This window comes from Streptomyces sp. NPDC057010 (assembly GCF_042673805.1).
Classification (GTDB): domain Bacteria; phylum Actinomycetota; class Actinomycetes; order Streptomycetales; family Streptomycetaceae; genus Streptomyces.
In genome coordinates this window covers 1-16,557 of record NZ_JBHUSC010000087.1, presented here as the reverse complement: position 1 = coordinate 16,557, position 16,557 = coordinate 1, and the positions used below count along the sequence as shown (strand labels likewise).

Sequence of the window (16,557 nt, the reverse complement as noted above, 5' to 3'; positions counted from 1 at the left end):
CGCTCGCGGCGCCGCTGCCCGGGGCGCCGCCGCGGCCCCCGGGGCTCACTCTCGGGCGGGGCTGGATTTGGCCGCCTGAGTGCGCAAGTGCCGCTCAAAGATCGGGGCTCCGGCCGGAGCCCGCGCCCCAGACGCCGGTAGGGCTGGAAATGGCCCGGCGATCGGGCCGGAATTGACCTCCGGAGTATGTCAAGTGCGGGTTCGGGGTGGGGTTAACCCCCCGGTGGACATGCCGACTCGCCGGATGGTTCCGGGTGGGTGGGAAACGGGAGGGTTGGGGGGTACGCAACGGAAGGGCGGGCGGGATCATGGGCGAGGGCATGGGCAGTGGCGGGGGGATCCGAGCCGTGTTGCGGGCTCCCGTCGCGGGGCGGACCTGGCGGGAGTTCGGGTATCTGCTGATCGGGATGCCGCTGAGCGTGCTCTACTTCTCGCTCGCGATCACCGGCCTGAGCGTCGGTGCCGGGCTGCTCGTGACCTTCCTCGGGGTTCCGGTGCTCGCCGGCATGCTGGCCATGTGCCGCGGGTTCGGCCGCCTGGAGCGGGCCCGGGTCCGCGTCCTCCTCGGGGCCGACGTCCCCGACCCCGCGCCCGTCCGCGCCAGGAAGGGCGGGGCCCTCGCCGCCATGGGTGCGCTGCTCAAGAGCGGGAGCGCCTGGCGGCACGCGCTCTACTCGGTGATCCACTTCCCGTGGGCGGTGTTCGGCTTCTGCGTGGCGCTGACGTTCTGGGCCTACGGGTGGGGCTTCCTGCTGTACCCGCTGTGGTTCTGGGTCTTCCCGGCGTTCACCGACCAGTCCGGGCTCATGGTCTTCAACAACGGCGACTACACCCTGTCCCTCGACTCTCCCGTGGCGATCCTCCTGACCTCTGTGGTCGGGCTGGCGCTCACCCTGGCCACGCCCTGGGTGTTCCGGGCGCTGACCACCGTCGACCGGGTCCTGGTCGGCGGGCTGCTCGGGCCGTCCCGGCTGGACAGCCGCGTGAGCGAGCTGGAGTCCGACCGGGGGGTGGTCGTGGACACCGCGGCCGCCGACCTGCGGCGCATCGAGCGGGACCTGCACGACGGGGCGCAGGCGCGGCTGGTGGCGCTGGCCATGGATCTGGGGCTGGCGAAGGAAACGCTGGCCCAGGACCCGCGGGCCGCCGCCCGCTTGGTGGACGAGGCCCACGGGGAGGTGAAGATCGCCCTCCAGGAGCTGCGGGACCTCGCGCGCGGGATCCATCCGGCGGTACTGACCGACCGGGGGCTGGACGCGGCACTGTCCGCGGTGGCGTCGCGGTGCGTGGTGCCGGTACGGGTGGCCGTGGATCTCCCGGCGCGGCCGGCGGAGGCGATCGAGGGGATCGCGTACTTCGTGGTGTCGGAGCTGCTGCAGAACGTCAGCAAGCACGCGTCGGCCCGGTCGGCCTCGGTGGACGTGTGGAAGTCCGGGGAGCGGCTGCTGATCCAGGTCGCGGATGACGGGCGGGGCGGAGCCGAGGCCTCCGGCGGTAGTGGGCTGGCGGGGCTCGGGGCGCGGCTGGACGCGGTGGACGGGGTGCTGGTGGTCGACTCCCCCGTCGGCGGGGGGACCACGGTGACCGCCGAGCTGCCGTGGCGCGAGCGCGGCTAGGCGGGCGCCGCGGATCTGGACTCCCGTCCGGGGTGGACGGGAGTCCCGCTGCGTGCCCGCGCCCGGCGCCGCTTCCCGGGGCTCCGCCCCAGACCCCGCGCCTCAAACGCCGGCGAGGCTGGATTTGGCCCGCCTGAGTGCACAGGTGCCGCTCAAAGACCGGGGCTCCGCCCCGCACCCCGCGCCTCAAACGCCGGCGGGGCTGGGATTGGCCGCCCTGAGTGTGCAGGTGCAGGGTGGCCGGATTCCGTTAGGGGTGGCCGGAAACTCCCGCCCCGTGGGCATTCGTTGGCTCGGCTCTGCCTTTATTCGGCCTTCAGGCTGGGATGCTTGGCTGCGTCAAGGAGTGCGGGAACGAGTGGACGCGGGAGCTGCGGGATCGTGGAAGACAGGGTGCGGGTGGTCATCGCCGAGGATTCAGTGCTGCTGCGCGAGGGCCTGACCCGGCTGCTGACCGACCGGGGGCATGACGTCGTCGCGGGCGTCGGGGACGCGGAAGCCCTGATCAAGACGGTGGCGGAGCTGGCGGCGGAGGACGCGCTGCCGGACGTGGTGGTGGCCGATGTGCGGATGCCGCCCACGCACACGGACGAGGGCGTACGGGCTGCCGTACGGCTGCGCCGCGATCACCCCGGGATAGGCGTGCTCGTGCTGTCGCAGTACGTGGAGGAGCAGTACGCCACCGAACTTCTGGCCGGTTCCAGCACCGGGGTGGGGTACCTGCTCAAGGACCGGGTGGCCGAGGTGCGCGAGTTCCTCGACGCGGTCGTGCGGGTGGCCCGGGGCGGTACCGCCCTGGACCCGGAGGTCGTCGCCCAGCTCCTCGGCCGCAGCCGGAAGCAGGACGTCCTGGCGGGGCTGACCCCGCGGGAGCGCGAGGTGCTCGGGCTGATGGCCGAGGGCCGCACGAATTCGGCGGTGGCCAAGCAGCTGGTCGTCAGCGACGGCGCGGTGGAGAAGCACGTCAGCAACATCTTCATGAAGCTCGGCCTGTCGCCGAGTGATGGGGATCACCGGCGTGTTCTGGCCGTTCTCACCTACCTCAAATCTTGATCGACTGACAATCTCTCAGATACGGCAATTACGGCACACACGTCGGCCGTCTCAAGGGGCGGGCCGACGGTCCAGAATGTGGTCGTCCCCTGGGACGAGAACCCTGCGGACGTAGGGTGGGTCCTGTGGGGGTGCCCACGCCTCGAAGGAGGTCCAGTTCAGTGACCAGCCAGGTCAGTAGCCCAGCCGAGCAGGCCGACGGGGCTGGGGGTGCGGTTGTCGGTGGACAGCGCACTCCGGCGAGCCCGGGCGGCAAGGAAGTACGTCGCCTCGATCGTGTGATCATCCGATTCGCGGGTGACTCCGGTGACGGTATGCAGCTCACCGGTGACCGGTTCACCTCGGAAACGGCGTCCTTCGGCAACGATCTCTCCACGCTGCCGAACTTCCCCGCCGAGATCCGGGCGCCCGCCGGAACCCTCCCGGGCGTGTCTTCCTTCCAGCTCCACTTCGCCGACCACGACATCCTGACCCCCGGCGACGCGCCGAACGTGCTGGTCGCGATGAACCCGGCCGCCCTGAAGGCGAACATCGCGGACGTGCCGCGCGGCGCGGAGATCATCATCAACACCGATGAGTTCACCAAGCGCCCCATGGCCAAGGTCGGGTACGAGACCTCGCCGCTCGAGGACGGCTCGCTGGACGCCTACAGCCTGCACCCGGTGCCCCTCACGACGCTGACGGTCGAGGCGCTGAAGGACTTCGGGCTGACCCGCAAGGAGGCCGAGCGCAGCAAGAACATGTTCGCGCTGGGCCTGCTGAGCTGGATGTACCACCGGCCGACGGAGGGCACGGAGGCCTTCCTGCGGCAGAAGTTCGCGAAGAAGCCGGACATCGCGGAGGCGAACATCGTCGCCTTCCGGGCGGGCTGGAACTTCGGCGAGACCACCGAGGACTTCGCCGTCTCCTACGAGGTCGCCCCGGCCAGCAAGGCCTTCCCCACCGGCACCTACCGCAACATCTCGGGGAACCTGGCCCTCTCGTACGGGCTGATCGCGGCCTCCCAGCAGGCGGACCTGCCGCTCTACCTGGGCTCGTACCCGATCACCCCGGCCTCGGACATCCTGCACGAGCTGTCCAAGCACAAGAACTTCGGCGTACGGACCTTCCAGGCCGAGGACGAGATCGCCGGCATCGGCGCGGCGCTGGGGGCGGCCTTCGGCGGCTCGCTCGGCGTCACCACCACCTCCGGGCCCGGTGTAGCCCTGAAGTCCGAGACGATCGGCCTGGCGGTCTCGCTGGAGCTGCCGCTGCTGATCGTGGACATCCAGCGCGGCGGCCCCTCCACCGGCCTGCCGACCAAGACCGAGCAGGCCGACCTGCTCCAGGCCATGTTCGGCCGCAACGGCGAGGCCCCCGTGCCGATCGTGGCGCCCCGCACCCCGGCGGACTGCTTCGACGCCGCCCTGGACGCGGCCCGGATCGCGCTGACCTACCGGACCCCGGTGTTCCTGCTCTCCGACGGCTACCTCGCCAACGGCTCGGAGCCCTGGCGGATCCCGGACGTGGCGGACCTGCCCGACCTGAAGATCCAGTTCGCGACCGCCGCGAACCACACCCTCGCCGACGGCACCGAGGTGTTCTGGCCCTACAAGCGGGACCCGGAGACCCTGGCCCGCCCGTGGGCCGTCCCCGGCACCCCCGGCCTCGAACACCGCATCGGCGGCATCGAGAAGCAGGACGGCACCGGCAACATCTCCTACGACCCGGCCAACCACGACCTCATGGTCCGCACCCGCCAGGCCAAGATCGACGGCATCGAGGTGCCGGACCTGGAGGTCGACGACCCGGACGGGGCCCGCACGCTCGTCCTGGGCTGGGGCTCCACGTACGGGCCGATCACCGCCGCCGTCCGCCGCCTGCGCCTCGCCGGCAGCCCCATCGCGCAGGCGCACCTGCGCCACCTGAACCCCTTCCCGAGGAATCTCGGCGAGGTCCTGAAGCGTTACGACAAGGTAGTGGTGCCGGAGATGAACCTCGGGCAGCTGGCCACCCTGATCCGGGCGAAGTACTTGGTCGACGCCCAGTCGTACAACCAGGTCAACGGAATGCCCTTCAAGGCGGAGCAGCTCGCGAAGGTCCTCGAGGAGGCCATCAATGACTGAGGTGACCGACCACCCGCACCTGCTGTCCCTGGTGCCCAAGGCCGAGGCCAAGCAGTCGATGAAGGACTTCAAGTCGGACCAGGAGGTCCGCTGGTGCCCCGGCTGCGGCGACTACGCGGTGCTCGCGGCCGTGCAGGGCTTCATGCCCGAGCTGGGGCTGGCGAAGGAGAACATCGTCTTCGTCTCCGGCATCGGCTGCTCCAGCCGCTTCCCGTACTACATGAACACCTACGGGATGCACTCGATCCACGGGCGCGCCCCGGCCATCGCCACCGGGCTGGCCACCTCGCGCCGCGACCTGTCGGTCTGGGTCGTGACGGGTGACGGCGATGCGCTGTCCATCGGCGGCAACCACCTCATCCACGCCCTCCGCCGCAACGTCAACCTCAAGATCCTGCTCTTCAACAACCGGATCTACGGGCTGACCAAGGGCCAGTACTCCCCGACCTCCGAGCTCGGCAAGATCACCAAGTCGACCCCGATGGGCTCGCTGGACGCGCCCTTCAACCCGGTTTCGCTCGCGCTCGGGGCCGAGGCCTCGTTCGTGGCCCGGACGGTCGACTCGGACCGCAAGCACCTCACCGAGGTGCTGCGCCAGGCCGCCGACCACCAGGGCACGGCTCTGGTGGAGATCTACCAGAACTGCAACATCTTCAACGACGGCGCCTTCGAGGTCCTCAAGGACAACGAGCAGGCCCAGGAGGCCGTGATCCGGCTGGAGCACGGGCAGCCGATCCGCTTCGGGGCGGGCGGCCACAAGGGCGTCGTCCGCAACCCCGCCACCGGTGACCTGGAGGTCGTCGAGGTCACCCCGGAGAACGAGTCGCGGATCCTGGTCCACGACGCCCGCGCCGCCGGCCCGACGACCGCGTTCGCGCTGTCCCGGCTGGCCGACCCCGACACCCTCCACCGCACCCCGATCGGCGTCTTCCGCAGCGTGGAGCGGCCCGTCTACGACACCCTCATGGCCGACCAGCTCGACACGGCCATCGACCAGAAGGGCAAGGGCGACCTCGGCGCCCTCCTGCACGGCAACGACACCTGGACCGTCGTCGGCTGACCGGCGAGCACGGCGAAGCACGAAGCCCGGATCCCCCGTCGGATCCGGGCTTCGGCGCGTCCGCGCCACACTTTCCCCCAGTGAGCACTTTCTAAAAGTTAGCGCTTACCGTAGGGTGGTGTCTCCGTCCAACGAGGAGAGCAGTCATGAGCATCGTCGTCACCGCAGCCACCGGAGCCCTCGGCCGTCTCGTCGTCGACGAGCTGCTGGAGCGGGTCCCCGCCGAGACGGTCGCCGTCGTCGTCCGCGACAAGGACAAGGCCGCCGACCTGGCCGAGCGGGGCGTCGAGGTCCGCGTCGCCGACTACGGCGACCCGGCGGCCCTGGCCACCGCCTTCCGGGCCGGCGACCGGGTGCTGCTGATCTCCGGCAACGAGATCGGGCGCCGCGTCGCCCAGCACACCGCCGTACTGGAGGCCGCGCAGGCGGCGGGCGTGGCGCAGCTCGCCTACACCGGCATCCTCGGCGGGCCGGAGGCCGACTTCGAGCTGGCGGCCGAGCACAGGGCCACCGAGCGGGCCGTCCTCGACTCCGGCATCCCGTACACCTTCCTGCGCAACGGCTGGTACCACGAGAACTACACGCGCGATCTGGCCACCCACCTGGAGCACGGCGCGATCGTCGGCAGCTCGGGCGAGGGCCGCGTCGCCTCGGCGGCACGCGCCGACTACGCGGCCGCCGCGGCAGTGGTGCTCACCGGCGAGGGCCACCTGAACCAGGTCTACGAGCTCTCCGGCGACACCGCCTGGAACCTCGCGGAGTACGCGGCCGAGCTGTCGGCGCAGAGCGGCAAGGAGATCGCGTACACCGAGGTGCCGGCCGAGGAGCACACGTCGATCCTGACCGGCGCCGGAGTGCCCGAGGGCTTCGCGGAGATCATCGTCGACGTCGACGCCGCCATCGCGCGCGGCCGGCTGGCGGGCACCAGCGGGGACCTGGCCCGCCTCATCGGCCGCCCCACCACCCCGGTGTCCGAGGCGATCACCGCCGCGCTCGCCTGAGTCCGGTCGCGGGAGCCCCTCAAGGTGTAATGGGTATCTCCAGTAAACGGTCGTGACATCCGGCCCGTGCGGCGCTACGGTCGTGAGGTTGGCTGGATGTCGTACAGGAGGCCCCGTGAAGGCGGAGAACGAGCAGCGCACGGGTTTGCTCTACGGATTCGGCGCGTATGGACTGTGGGGCCTCGTCCCGCTCTTCTGGCCGCTGCTCATGCCCTCCGGGGCCGTCGAGATCCTCGCCCACCGCATGGTGTGGTCCCTGGCCGTGGTCGGGCTGGCGCTGCTCGCGCTGCGCCGCTGGAGCTGGATAGCCGAGCTGGTGCGCCAGCCCCGCAAGCTGGGGCTGACCGCGCTGGCCGCCTCGATCATCAGCGTGAACTGGGGCCTGTACATCTGGTCGGTCAACAACGGCCACGTCGTCGAGGCGAGCCTCGGCTACTTCATCAACCCGCTGGTCAGCATCGCGATCGGCGTGGTGGTGCTGGGTGAGCGGCTGCGCCGCGTGCAGTGGGCGGCGGTCGGCATCAGCTTCATCGCCGTGCTGGTGCTCGCCGTCGGCTACGGGCGGCCGCCGTGGATCTCGCTGGTCCTGGCCTGCTCCTTCGCCACCTACGGGCTGATCAAGAAGAAGCTCAACATGGGCGGGCTGGAGTCGCTGACCGCCGAGACCGCCGTGCTGTTCCTGCCCGCCCTCGGCTACCTGCTGTGGCAGGGCGCGCAGGGCCAGTCCAGCTTCGCCGCGCACGGCGTCGGCCACGCGCTCCTGCTGGCCGCGACCGGGCTCGTCACCGCGATCCCGCTGGTCTTCTTCGGGGCGGCGGCGATCCGGGTCCCGCTGTCCACCCTCGGGCTGCTCCAGTACATGGCCCCGGTGTTCCAGTTCGGGCTCGGCGTCCTCTACTTCCACGAGGCCATGCCGCCCGAGCGCTGGGCCGGCTTCTCCCTGGTCTGGGCCGCGCTCGCGCTCCTGACCTGGGACGCCCTGCGTACGGCACGGCAGTCCCGGGCCCGGCTCGAGATGCCGGCCCGGGCGGTCGGGGCGCCGGCGCGCGAGCCCGCGTAGGAGCCGCGCAGCGGGCGGCGCCACAGGGCGCACCCGGTCACCACGATCCCCGCGATCCCCGTTACGGAACCCCCGTAACGGGGATCGTCCGTTTTCCGAACCGGCCTGACCGAAATCTGGTCTTGACGGACAGTCATACTCTCGCTGAACATCAGGCTCGCACAGACGCACGAACGCTCACCTGCTCTATCCCCACCCGTTCCGTCACATCCCCGCGGAATCCCGGAGCCCCCACATGAGCCTGTCCGTCTCCCGGCGCCTCGCTGCCGTGACCGCCTTCGCGGTCGCGGGCCTGTTCGCCGCCACCACTCCCGCCGCGCTCGCCGCCCCCACGGCGGCCACCGCGGCGCCGACGCCGCCCGACATTCCGCTGGCCAACGTCAAGGCCCACCTCTCGCAGCTCTCGACGATCGCCGCCAACAACGGCGGCAACCGCGCCCACGGCAAGGCCGGTTACAAGGCCTCGATCGACTACGTGAAGGCCAAGCTCGACGCGGCCGGCTTCACCACCACCCTGCAGACCTTCACCTCCAGCGGCGCCACCGGTTACAACCTGATCGCCGACTGGCCGGGCGGCGACCCCAACTCGGTCCTGATGTCCGGCTCGCACCTGGACTCGGTGTCCGCGGGCGCCGGCATCAACGACAACGGCTCCGGCAGCGCCGCGGTCCTGGAGGCCGCGCTCGCCGTGTCCCGGGCGGGCCTCCAGCCGACGAAGCACCTGCGCTTCGGCTGGTGGGGCGCGGAGGAGCTGGGCCTGGTCGGCTCGAAGTACTACGTCAACAACCTGCCGGCCGCCGAGAAGGCGAAGATCTCCGGCTACCTGAACTTCGACATGATCGGCTCGCCGAACCCGGGCTACTTCGTCTACGACGACGACCCGACGATCGAGCAGACCTTCAAGAACTACTACGCGGGTCTCGGCATCCCGACCGAGATCGAGACGGAGGGCGACGGCCGCTCCGACCACGCCCCGTTCAAGAGCGCCGGCATACCGGTCGGCGGCCTGTTCTCCGGCGCCGACTACACCAAGACGGCGGCCCAGGCGCAGAAGTGGGGCGGCACCTCCGGTCAGGCCTTCGACCGGTGCTACCACTCCTCCTGTGACTCGCTGGCGAACATCAACGACACCGCCCTGGACCGCAACGCCGACGCCATCGCCTACGCGATCTGGAACCTGGGCGCGGCCACCCCGGTCCCGCCGGGCCCGTCCTTCGAGAACACCGCCGACGTGAACATCCCGGACTACCCGGGCGCCGCGGTGACCTCGCCGATCACGGTCTCCGGGGTCACGGGCAACGCGCCCGCCACCACCAAGGTCGACGTGAACATCGTCCACACCTACCGCGGTGACCTGGTGGTCGACCTGGTCGCCCCGGACGGCACCGTCTACAACCTGCACAACCGCAGCGGCGGCAGCGCCGACAACCTCGTCCAGTCGTACACCGTCAACGCCTCCAGCGAGGTCGCGAACGGGGTGTGGAAGCTCCAGGCGAAGGACCTGGCCGGACAGGACGTCGGCTACATCAACAGCTGGAAGATCACCTTCTGATCCCGGTACCGCCGTCTTCGGAGCCGTCGCCGTGCAGGACCGGCGGCGGCTCCTGGATGCGGGCGCGCAGCTCCTCGGCGACCGCGGCCACGTCGGCCCGGCCCTTCTTTGCGGCCTCGACCAGATCGCCGAGCACCTCCGGCGAGGGCAGCTGCCTGGCCCCGGCCACGCGCAGGTACGAGCGGGTCGCGGCGGCCGCGTAGAACTCGTTCATCGGGGATTCCAGCGCCGGGCACACCGCGAGGGTGTGCAGAAACGCGGCGGCCCGCCACGCGGTGTCCGGGGCGGGCTGTTCGGGCACCAGGACGAGGTCGTTCTGGTGCCGGGCGACCGCGGCGGCCACCCCGGAGGGGTCCCATACGGCGGGATCGGACGGGAGATGGTGGGCCAGAGCGGTCCAGGCCCACTCCATGGTGATCTTCAATTGCCGAACCGCTCCTGGAAGTAGCCCCAGTGGTCGGCGAACTCCTCGATGCCGGACAGGAAGTTCTTCCGGTCGTCGTCCAGTTCGCGTTCCGTGACCTCGGTGATCAGCGCGGTGACCGTCGTGCCCAGCGCCGCCGCGCGCGCCTTCAGGCGTTCGTGGAACTCTTCGTCCAGGCGGATGGTGACGTGTCTCGACATGACATCAACCGTACAGCGGGGGTGCTGTACGCAGGAGGGGAACGGCGGAAGGGTGGCCCGGGACACAGGTCCCGGGCCACCCTTCCGCCGATTACGGCCAATTACACCCGATTACGGTGAATCCGTGCTGTTCCGCCACTACTTCGCGGCATCCGCCGTCTTCACCAGCTGGTCCTTGGTGACCGCGCCGACGTAGACCTTGCCGTCGTCCGTGATCAGGGCGTTGACCAGGCGGGTCGACAGGACCCGGCCCTCGCCGAACTTCCCGGTGACCTTCTCTCCGAGCGAGCCGAGGAGCTGCTTGGCCTCCTTCGGGGCGTTCTTGTCGTTCTCCAGATCCTTGAGGCCCTTGCCCGTGCCCGAGTTGATCTGCGCGACCGTGGCCCAGCCCTCGCCGAGCACCTTCACGTCATCCTTGCCCCCGGGTCCGCCGGTCAGGCCGCCCAGGCCCGGGAAGGACTCCAGGGCCTTGAGGTGCTCGCCCTCCTTGCCCTTCTGTTCGACGCCTTCCGTACCCTCGGTCACCTTCGCGCCCTTGGGCGGGGTGAAGGCGAAGGTGTCGGCGGCCGGCTTGGCGAAGGCCACCTGCGTGAAGCCCGCGTCCACGATCGGCTTGCCGCCCTGGGAGGACAGCAGCTGCACCCGCAGCGGCACACCGTTCTTGGCGTCCACCGCGATCTGGACCGAACCGACCGTGGAACCGGCCTGCTTGGGCTTGAGCACCAGCTGGTAGGCGTCCCGCCCGGCCACCTGCGCCGTGTCGCCGACGCCGACGTCCGTGGTCGTGCCGGCCGCCTTCAGGACGTCCTGGGCCAGCTGCTGGGGCGAGGCGGCGAGGCGCTCGTCCGCCTTGCGCTCGCCCTGTCCCGCGTTCTTCTCGTGGAAGACCTCGTTCGACTTGGAGGCGTAGCCCCACACGTCGTCGCCGTTGTGGATGAGGCTGTACTCGTCCTTGCCGTCCAGGAACGTGAGCTTCTGGCGGTCCGGACCGTCGGCGGCGACGCGGAAGGTGTGCGTGCCGTTCGCCAGCTGCGTCAGCTTCTCCTCCGGGTTGGCGGAGCCGGTCGCGACACCGCCGCCGCCCAGCAGGCCGCTCGCGATCTTCGGCAGCCCCAGGTCGGTGGTGATCCGGGCCGTGCCCGACAGCTCCTGAACGTCCGAGGCCGCGATCTTCTCGATCAGCTGCTGCGCCGTCACCTTCGGCAGGTCGGGTCCGCCGGCGTTGGCGAAAGCCGGGACCATCGCGACGGTCGCCGCGGCCACACCTGCCACCGCGACCGGTACGGCGTACCGGGCGACCTTGCGAGAAGTCTTCGTGTTCGCTGCCATGTCAGTGCCCTGCCCTCTGTGTCGACGGCGGCGACCCCCGTGTCGCCGCGCTCACCCGATCTGGTGGGGTTGATGACTCCATCTGACCAAATCCGCGGGGCGCGGGCGTCAGCCCCCGGACGCAACTGCGCGTACGACCGTGGGATGACACGGAAAGGGCCCTCCTCCCCCGACCCGTAGGGGTCGATGGGGCGGAAGGGCCCGTTCCTTGTCTCTTGCGGCAGGGGCCGCACGCAACGGCCGTCGCGGCAGCCGTACCGGACGCGGCGTCAGCCCGCCCGGTGCACCACCGCGTCGCACAGCTCCTCCAGAGCCGACTTCGCGAAGCACTCCGGCAGCGGCGCGAGCGTGGCCCGCGCGTCCTCGGCGTAGCGGATGGTGTCGCGGCGGGCCTGCTCCAGGGCGGGGTGCGCGCGCAGCCGGGTCAGGACCTCGGCGTGGCGGGCGTCGTCCGTCAGGTCGCCGTCCAGGAGGGCCACGAGCTCCAGGTCCTCCGCGCGCCCGTCGCGGGCGGCCATCTCGCGCAGCCGCAGCACGGGCAGGGTGGGGATGCCCTCGCGCAGGTCGGTGCCCGGGGTCTTGCCGGACTCGTGCGCGTCGGAGGCGATGTCCAGGACGTCGTCGGCGAGCTGGAAGGCGGTGCCGAGCCGCTCGCCGTACTGGGTCAGGATGTCGACGACCGACTCGTCGGCGCCCGACATCAGCGCGCCGAACCGGCCGGAGACGGCGATCAGCGAGCCGGTCTTGCCGGCGATGACGTCGAGGTAGTGCTCGACGGGGTCGCGGCCGTCGCGCGGGCCGGCCGTCTCCAGGATCTGGCCGGTCACCAGCCGCTCGAAGGCCTCGGCCTGGATGCGGACGGCCTCGGGCCCGAGGTCGGCCAGGATGTGCGAGGCGCGGGCGAACAGGAAGTCACCCGTCAGGACGGCCACCGAGTTGCCCCAGCGGGCGTTGGCGCTCTCCACCCCGCGGCGTACGTCCGCCTCGTCCATCACGTCGTCGTGGTAGAGCGTCGCGAGGTGCGTGAGCTCCACCACCACGGCGGAGGGCACGATGCCGGGCGCGTACGGGTCGCCGAACCGCGACGCGAGCATCACGAGCAGCGGGCGGAAACGCTTGCCACCGGCGCGCACGAGATGCTGCGCGGCCTCGGTGATGAAGGGGACTTCGCTCTTGGTGGCTTCCAGCAGACCCGCCTCGACGGCGGCCAGTCCGGCCTGGACATCGGTCTCAAGAGCCTGGTCCCGCACGCTCAGTCCGAACGGCCCGACGACGGTCACGAGGGGTACTCCTGTCTGCTGACGATCACGCTGACGATCACCTGGATTGTCGATGTGTCGCTGCCATCACTCAAGCCAGCGTATCGGGTCTGTTTTCGATCACCGAGAGCGCCCGTCCGGTCGCGACTCGCGCACCGCCCGAAGCGCACCGGTATGTTCTTGAGGAGCCGAAACAACCGGAGAATACGTTTTGTCCAGAATGACGCCCGCCATAGACGAACCCGCGGATCCCGAGGCGGAGCAGCCGCCGCCCCGCGACGACCACGCCTTCCTCGGCCACCCCCGCGGCCTCGCCACCCTGTCGGGACTGGAGGTCTGGGAGCGGTTCTCGTTCCTGGGCATGCAGGCCATCCTCGTCCTCTACTTCGCGGACACGGTGGCGAACGGCGGGGTCGGGATGAACCCGGGCACCGCGGCCTCCGTCTCGGCGGCCTACGGGACCATGGTCTACCTCGTCTCCGTCGCGGGCGGATGGCTCGCCGACCGCATCCTCGGTTCCTACCGGGCCGTGCTCTGGGGCGGCATCCTCATCGCCTGCGGCCACTACGCCATGGCCGTGCCGACCGCCGCCATGACCTGGGCCGGGCTCGGCCTGATCAGCGCGGGCACCGGCCTGCTCAAGCCGAACGTGGCCAGCATGGTCGGCAAGCTCTACCGGACCGACGACGACCGGCGCGACGCCGGCTTCGCGCTCTACTACATGGGCATCAACATCGGCGCCTTCGCCGGACCGCTCATCACCGGCTGGCTCGGCGAGCACAAGGGCTGGCACTGGGGCTTCTCGGCCGCCGCCATCGGCATGACCGCCGGCCTGGTCCAGTACGTCCTGGGCCGCCGCCACCTGGCCGGAAGGAAGCACTCCGTGGCGCTTGTAAATGATGCTGCCGCGCTCTCGCCCGTCGCGATGCGCTCCGCCGTGACGAAGATCATTGGCGGCTGCCTCTCCTTCGCCGTGCTCGCCACCGTGCTCTCCCTCGCCGGCTGGCTCACAATGAACCGCTTCGTCGACCTCCTCACCCTCGTTTCGGTCATCGCGCCACTTGTCTACTTCGCGATCATGTTCCGGAGCCCCCGGGTGACCTCCGAGGAGCGCGGGCGGCTGCGACCGTACGCGGTCCTCTTCCTGGCCTCCGTCGCCTTCAACTTCATCCTCTTCCAGGCCTACTCGACGATGATGCTGCTCGCCTCGACGAACGCCCGGACCGAGATCCTGGGCTTCCACTTCCCGGCGAGCTGGTACGCCTCCGCCCTCGGCGCCTTCGAGGTGGCCCTGGCCCCGGTCGTCGCCGCGCTGTGGGCCCGCATGGGCCACCGCCAGCCGCACGCCTCCAACAAGATCGCCATCGGGGTGCTCCTGGGCGGCCTGTCCTTCCTGCTGATGATCATCCCGACCTCGGGGCACGGCGGTGACGCCTACCGGATGGCCGCCTGGTGGATCGTCGGCTCCTACCTGCTGCTCGGCCTCGGCGACATCCTCCTGGAGACCTCCGGGATGTCGGCCACCACCAAACTCGCCCCCAAGGCCTTCAGCAGCCAGACCATGGCGCTGTGGTTCCTCTCCCTGGCACTGGCCAACGGCATCCAGGCGCAGGTGGTGAAGCTCTACGGCGAGGTCTCAAACCCCGTCTACTTCGGCGTCAACGGCGGCATCGCGGTGGCGGTGGCCCTGGCCGTGTTCGCCCTCGCGCCGTGGCTGCGGCGCACGATGCACCCCGTCCACTGAGGTCCGTTGAGGTGGTTCACCCATGATCATCCGCACCGACTACCCGTACGGGACCACCCGCGAGGACGTCCGCATCCCGCTGGCCGACGGCGTCGAGCTGTACGCCCGCGTCTGGCGCCCGGTGACCGACGAGCCCGTGCCCGCACTGCTGGAGTACCTCCCGTACCGGCTCACCGACTGGACCGCGCCCCGCGACTGGCAGCGCCACCCCTGGTACGCGGGCCACGGCTACGCCTCCGTACGGGTGGACGTACGCGGCCACGGGTGCAGCGGGGGCCTGCCCGGCGACGAGTACGACGCCCGCGAGCTCGCCGACGGCGTCGCGGTGGTGGAGTGGCTCGCGGCGCAGCCGTGGTGCACGGGGTCGGTGGGGATGTTCGGGATCTCCTGGGGCGGCTTCAACAGCCTCCAGATCGCCGCGCTGGCCCCCGAGCCGCTGAAGGCGGTCGTCACGGTCTGCTCGACGGACGACCGGTACGACAACGACGTGCACTACATGGGCGGCTCGGTGCTCGCCGTGGACATGCACGCGTGGGCGGCGACCATGCTGGCCTTCGCCTCCCGGCCGCCGGACCCGCTGTACGCGGGGGACGGCTGGCGGCAGCAGTGGCTGGACCGGCTGGAGGCCGTCGAACCCCTGATCCACACCTGGCTGTCGCACCAGACCCGCGACGACTACTGGCGCCACGGCAGCGTCTGCGAGGACTACGGGGCGATCGGCGCGGCGGTGCTCGCGGTGGGCGGCTGGCACGACCCCTACCGGGACACCGTGCTGCGGCTGGTCTCCGCGCTCCCCGCCACCCGGGTGCGGGGGCTGATCGGGCCGTGGTCCCACCAGTACCCCGACCGCGGGCTGCCGCCGGGGCCGGCGATCGGCTTCCTCCAGGAGACCCTGCGCTGGTGGGACCACTGGCTCAAGGGCGTGGACAACGGCGTGATGGACGAGCCGCTGCTCCGCTCCTGGATCAGCGACTCCCACCCGCCGGCGACGGTGTACGAGGAGCTGCCGGGCCGGTGGGTCGGGGACAAGGCCTGGCCCTCGGCGTCGGTCATCCCGGTCGTGTACGGGCTCCAGGGCCCGGCGGTGGCCGTCGCCTCCCCGCAGCACACCGGGCTGGACGCGGGCCGGTTCTTCCCCTTCGGCAACGACGCCGACCTGCCGCCGGACCAGCGGGAGGAGGACGCGAAGTCGGCCTGCTTCGAATTCCCGGTGGCGGAGGGGGAGCCGGTGGAGGTCCTGGGGCGGCCGTCGGTGACCGTGCGGCTGCGGCTGGACGTGCCGTACGGGCAGGTCGTGGCCCGGCTGTGCGACGTGTCTCCCGACGGGTCCTCGACCCTGGTCACCCGGGGCGCGCTGAACCTCTCCGCCCGGAAGGGGCGGGACCGGGCGGTGCCGTGGCCGGTGGGCTCGTACGAGGACGTCACCTTCGAGCTGAACGGGATCGGCCACGCGTTCGCGCCGGGGCACCGGATCCGGCTGGCCCTGTCCTCCGCGTACTGGCCGTGGATCTGGCCGCGGGCCGGCTCGGAGGCGGGCTGGACCCTGGACCCGGCGGGCAGCGCGCTGACCCTGCCGGTGCGGGCGCCGTCGCCCTCGGACGAGGGGATCGTCTTCGAGGCGCCGGAGCAGGCGGAGCCGCTGGGGGTGGCCTTCCCGGAGACGCTGGACGAACCGCGGCCGGAACGGGTGGTCGTACGGGACGTCGCGCGCGGGACGTGGCGGCTGGAGGTGGACCCGCGGTACGGGGGCACGCGGGTGTACCCGGACGGGCTGGAGTTCGCCGAGGACGCGGCGGAGGTGTACGAGATCCAGGACGCGGACCCGCTGTCGGCGCGGGCCCGCTCGGAGTGGCGGATCCGGCTCCACCGGCCTGACCTGGCCTGGGACACCCGCGTCGAAACCCGTTCCGAAACCTCGTGCGACGAGGGGGGCTTCGTGACGTCGAACGAGCTCATCTGCCGCGAGGGGGCCGAGGTCGTGTTCCACCGCACGTGGGAACGCCGCCTCCCCCGCACGGCGGGCTGACCGCCTTCGGGCCGTGCCCGGGGCTCCGCCCCGCCCCCGCGCCTCAATCGCCGGCGGGGCTGGATTCTCCGTCTGCGGCGCCGCTGCCGGGGGCCAGCCCCCGGCCCCCCGCTCCTCAAACGCCGGAG

Annotated in this window: 13 protein-coding genes; 9 read left to right on the top strand and 4 right to left on the bottom strand. The window is 71.1% G+C overall.

The genetic code is table 11. The features are described 5' to 3' along the window. Positions 1-308: 308 nt before the first annotated feature. From ACFTXQ_RS35130 to ACFTXQ_RS35100, 7 genes are all read left to right on the top strand, one after another. The gene (locus ACFTXQ_RS35130) at positions 309-1,616 is read left to right on the top strand and encodes a sensor histidine kinase (RefSeq protein WP_382649301.1); all 1,308 of its coding nucleotides are present in this window, start codon (positions 309-311) and stop codon (positions 1,614-1,616) included. A gap of 393 nt (positions 1,617-2,009) precedes the next feature. After that, positions 2,010-2,669 (top strand): response regulator transcription factor, encoded by a 660-nt coding sequence (locus ACFTXQ_RS35125; RefSeq protein ID WP_030026962.1) that lies wholly within the window; start codon positions 2,010-2,012, stop codon positions 2,667-2,669. Positions 2,670-2,830: 161 nt separating this feature from the next. Next, on the top strand, positions 2,831-4,774 hold the full coding sequence (locus ACFTXQ_RS35120; RefSeq protein ID WP_382649298.1) for a 2-oxoacid:acceptor oxidoreductase subunit alpha: 1,944 nt from the start codon (positions 2,831-2,833) through the stop codon (positions 4,772-4,774). Beyond that, positions 4,767-5,834, top strand: coding sequence for a 2-oxoacid:ferredoxin oxidoreductase subunit beta (locus tag ACFTXQ_RS35115; protein WP_382649295.1), 1,068 nt, complete (start codon positions 4,767-4,769; stop codon positions 5,832-5,834). Before ACFTXQ_RS35120 ends, ACFTXQ_RS35115 begins: the two co-directional genes overlap by 8 nt. Positions 5,835-5,980: 146 nt before the next feature. Beyond that, the gene (locus tag ACFTXQ_RS35110) at positions 5,981-6,835 is read left to right on the top strand and encodes an SDR family oxidoreductase (protein ID WP_382649292.1); all 855 of its coding nucleotides are present in this window, start codon (positions 5,981-5,983) and stop codon (positions 6,833-6,835) included. A gap of 115 nt (positions 6,836-6,950) precedes the next feature. After that, entirely contained in the window at positions 6,951-7,895 is a 945-nt protein-coding gene (rarD, locus tag ACFTXQ_RS35105) for an EamA family transporter RarD (protein ID WP_382649289.1), read from the top strand. 235 nt (positions 7,896-8,130) lie between these two features. Then, the gene (locus ACFTXQ_RS35100) at positions 8,131-9,447 is read left to right on the top strand and encodes a M28 family metallopeptidase (RefSeq protein WP_382649286.1); all 1,317 of its coding nucleotides are present in this window, start codon (positions 8,131-8,133) and stop codon (positions 9,445-9,447) included. Here the strand turns inward: ACFTXQ_RS35100 and ACFTXQ_RS35095 are convergent. From ACFTXQ_RS35095 to ACFTXQ_RS35080, 4 genes are all read right to left on the bottom strand, one after another. After that, the gene (locus ACFTXQ_RS35095) at positions 9,437-9,871 is read right to left on the bottom strand and encodes a hypothetical protein (RefSeq protein ID WP_382649283.1); all 435 of its coding nucleotides are present in this window, start codon (positions 9,869-9,871) and stop codon (positions 9,437-9,439) included. The genes ACFTXQ_RS35100 and ACFTXQ_RS35095 overlap by 11 nt on opposite strands. Next, positions 9,868-10,071, bottom strand: coding sequence for a ribbon-helix-helix domain-containing protein (locus tag ACFTXQ_RS35090; RefSeq protein WP_251055898.1), 204 nt, complete (start codon positions 10,069-10,071; stop codon positions 9,868-9,870). Before ACFTXQ_RS35090 ends, ACFTXQ_RS35095 begins: the two co-directional genes overlap by 4 nt. Positions 10,072-10,209: 138 nt before the next feature. Beyond that, positions 10,210-11,400, bottom strand: coding sequence for an outer membrane lipoprotein carrier protein LolA (locus ACFTXQ_RS35085; protein ID WP_382649279.1), 1,191 nt, complete (start codon positions 11,398-11,400; stop codon positions 10,210-10,212). Positions 11,401-11,669: 269 nt separating this feature from the next. Continuing rightward, complete coding sequence (locus ACFTXQ_RS35080) at positions 11,670-12,680, bottom strand: polyprenyl synthetase family protein (RefSeq protein ID WP_382649276.1); 1,011 nt, start codon at positions 12,678-12,680, stop codon at positions 11,670-11,672. A gap of 199 nt (positions 12,681-12,879) precedes the next feature. Between ACFTXQ_RS35080 and ACFTXQ_RS35075 the strand changes: the two genes are divergently transcribed. Both ACFTXQ_RS35075 and ACFTXQ_RS35070 read left to right on the top strand, forming a co-directional pair. Beyond that, the gene (locus ACFTXQ_RS35075; RefSeq protein WP_382649273.1) at positions 12,880-14,403 is read left to right on the top strand and encodes a peptide MFS transporter; all 1,524 of its coding nucleotides are present in this window, start codon (positions 12,880-12,882) and stop codon (positions 14,401-14,403) included. Positions 14,404-14,425: 22 nt separating this feature from the next. Further along, a complete protein-coding gene (locus tag ACFTXQ_RS35070) occupies positions 14,426-16,429 on the top strand; it encodes a CocE/NonD family hydrolase (protein WP_382649270.1) in 2,004 nt (667 codons plus the stop codon). Positions 16,430-16,557: the final 128 nt, after the last annotated feature.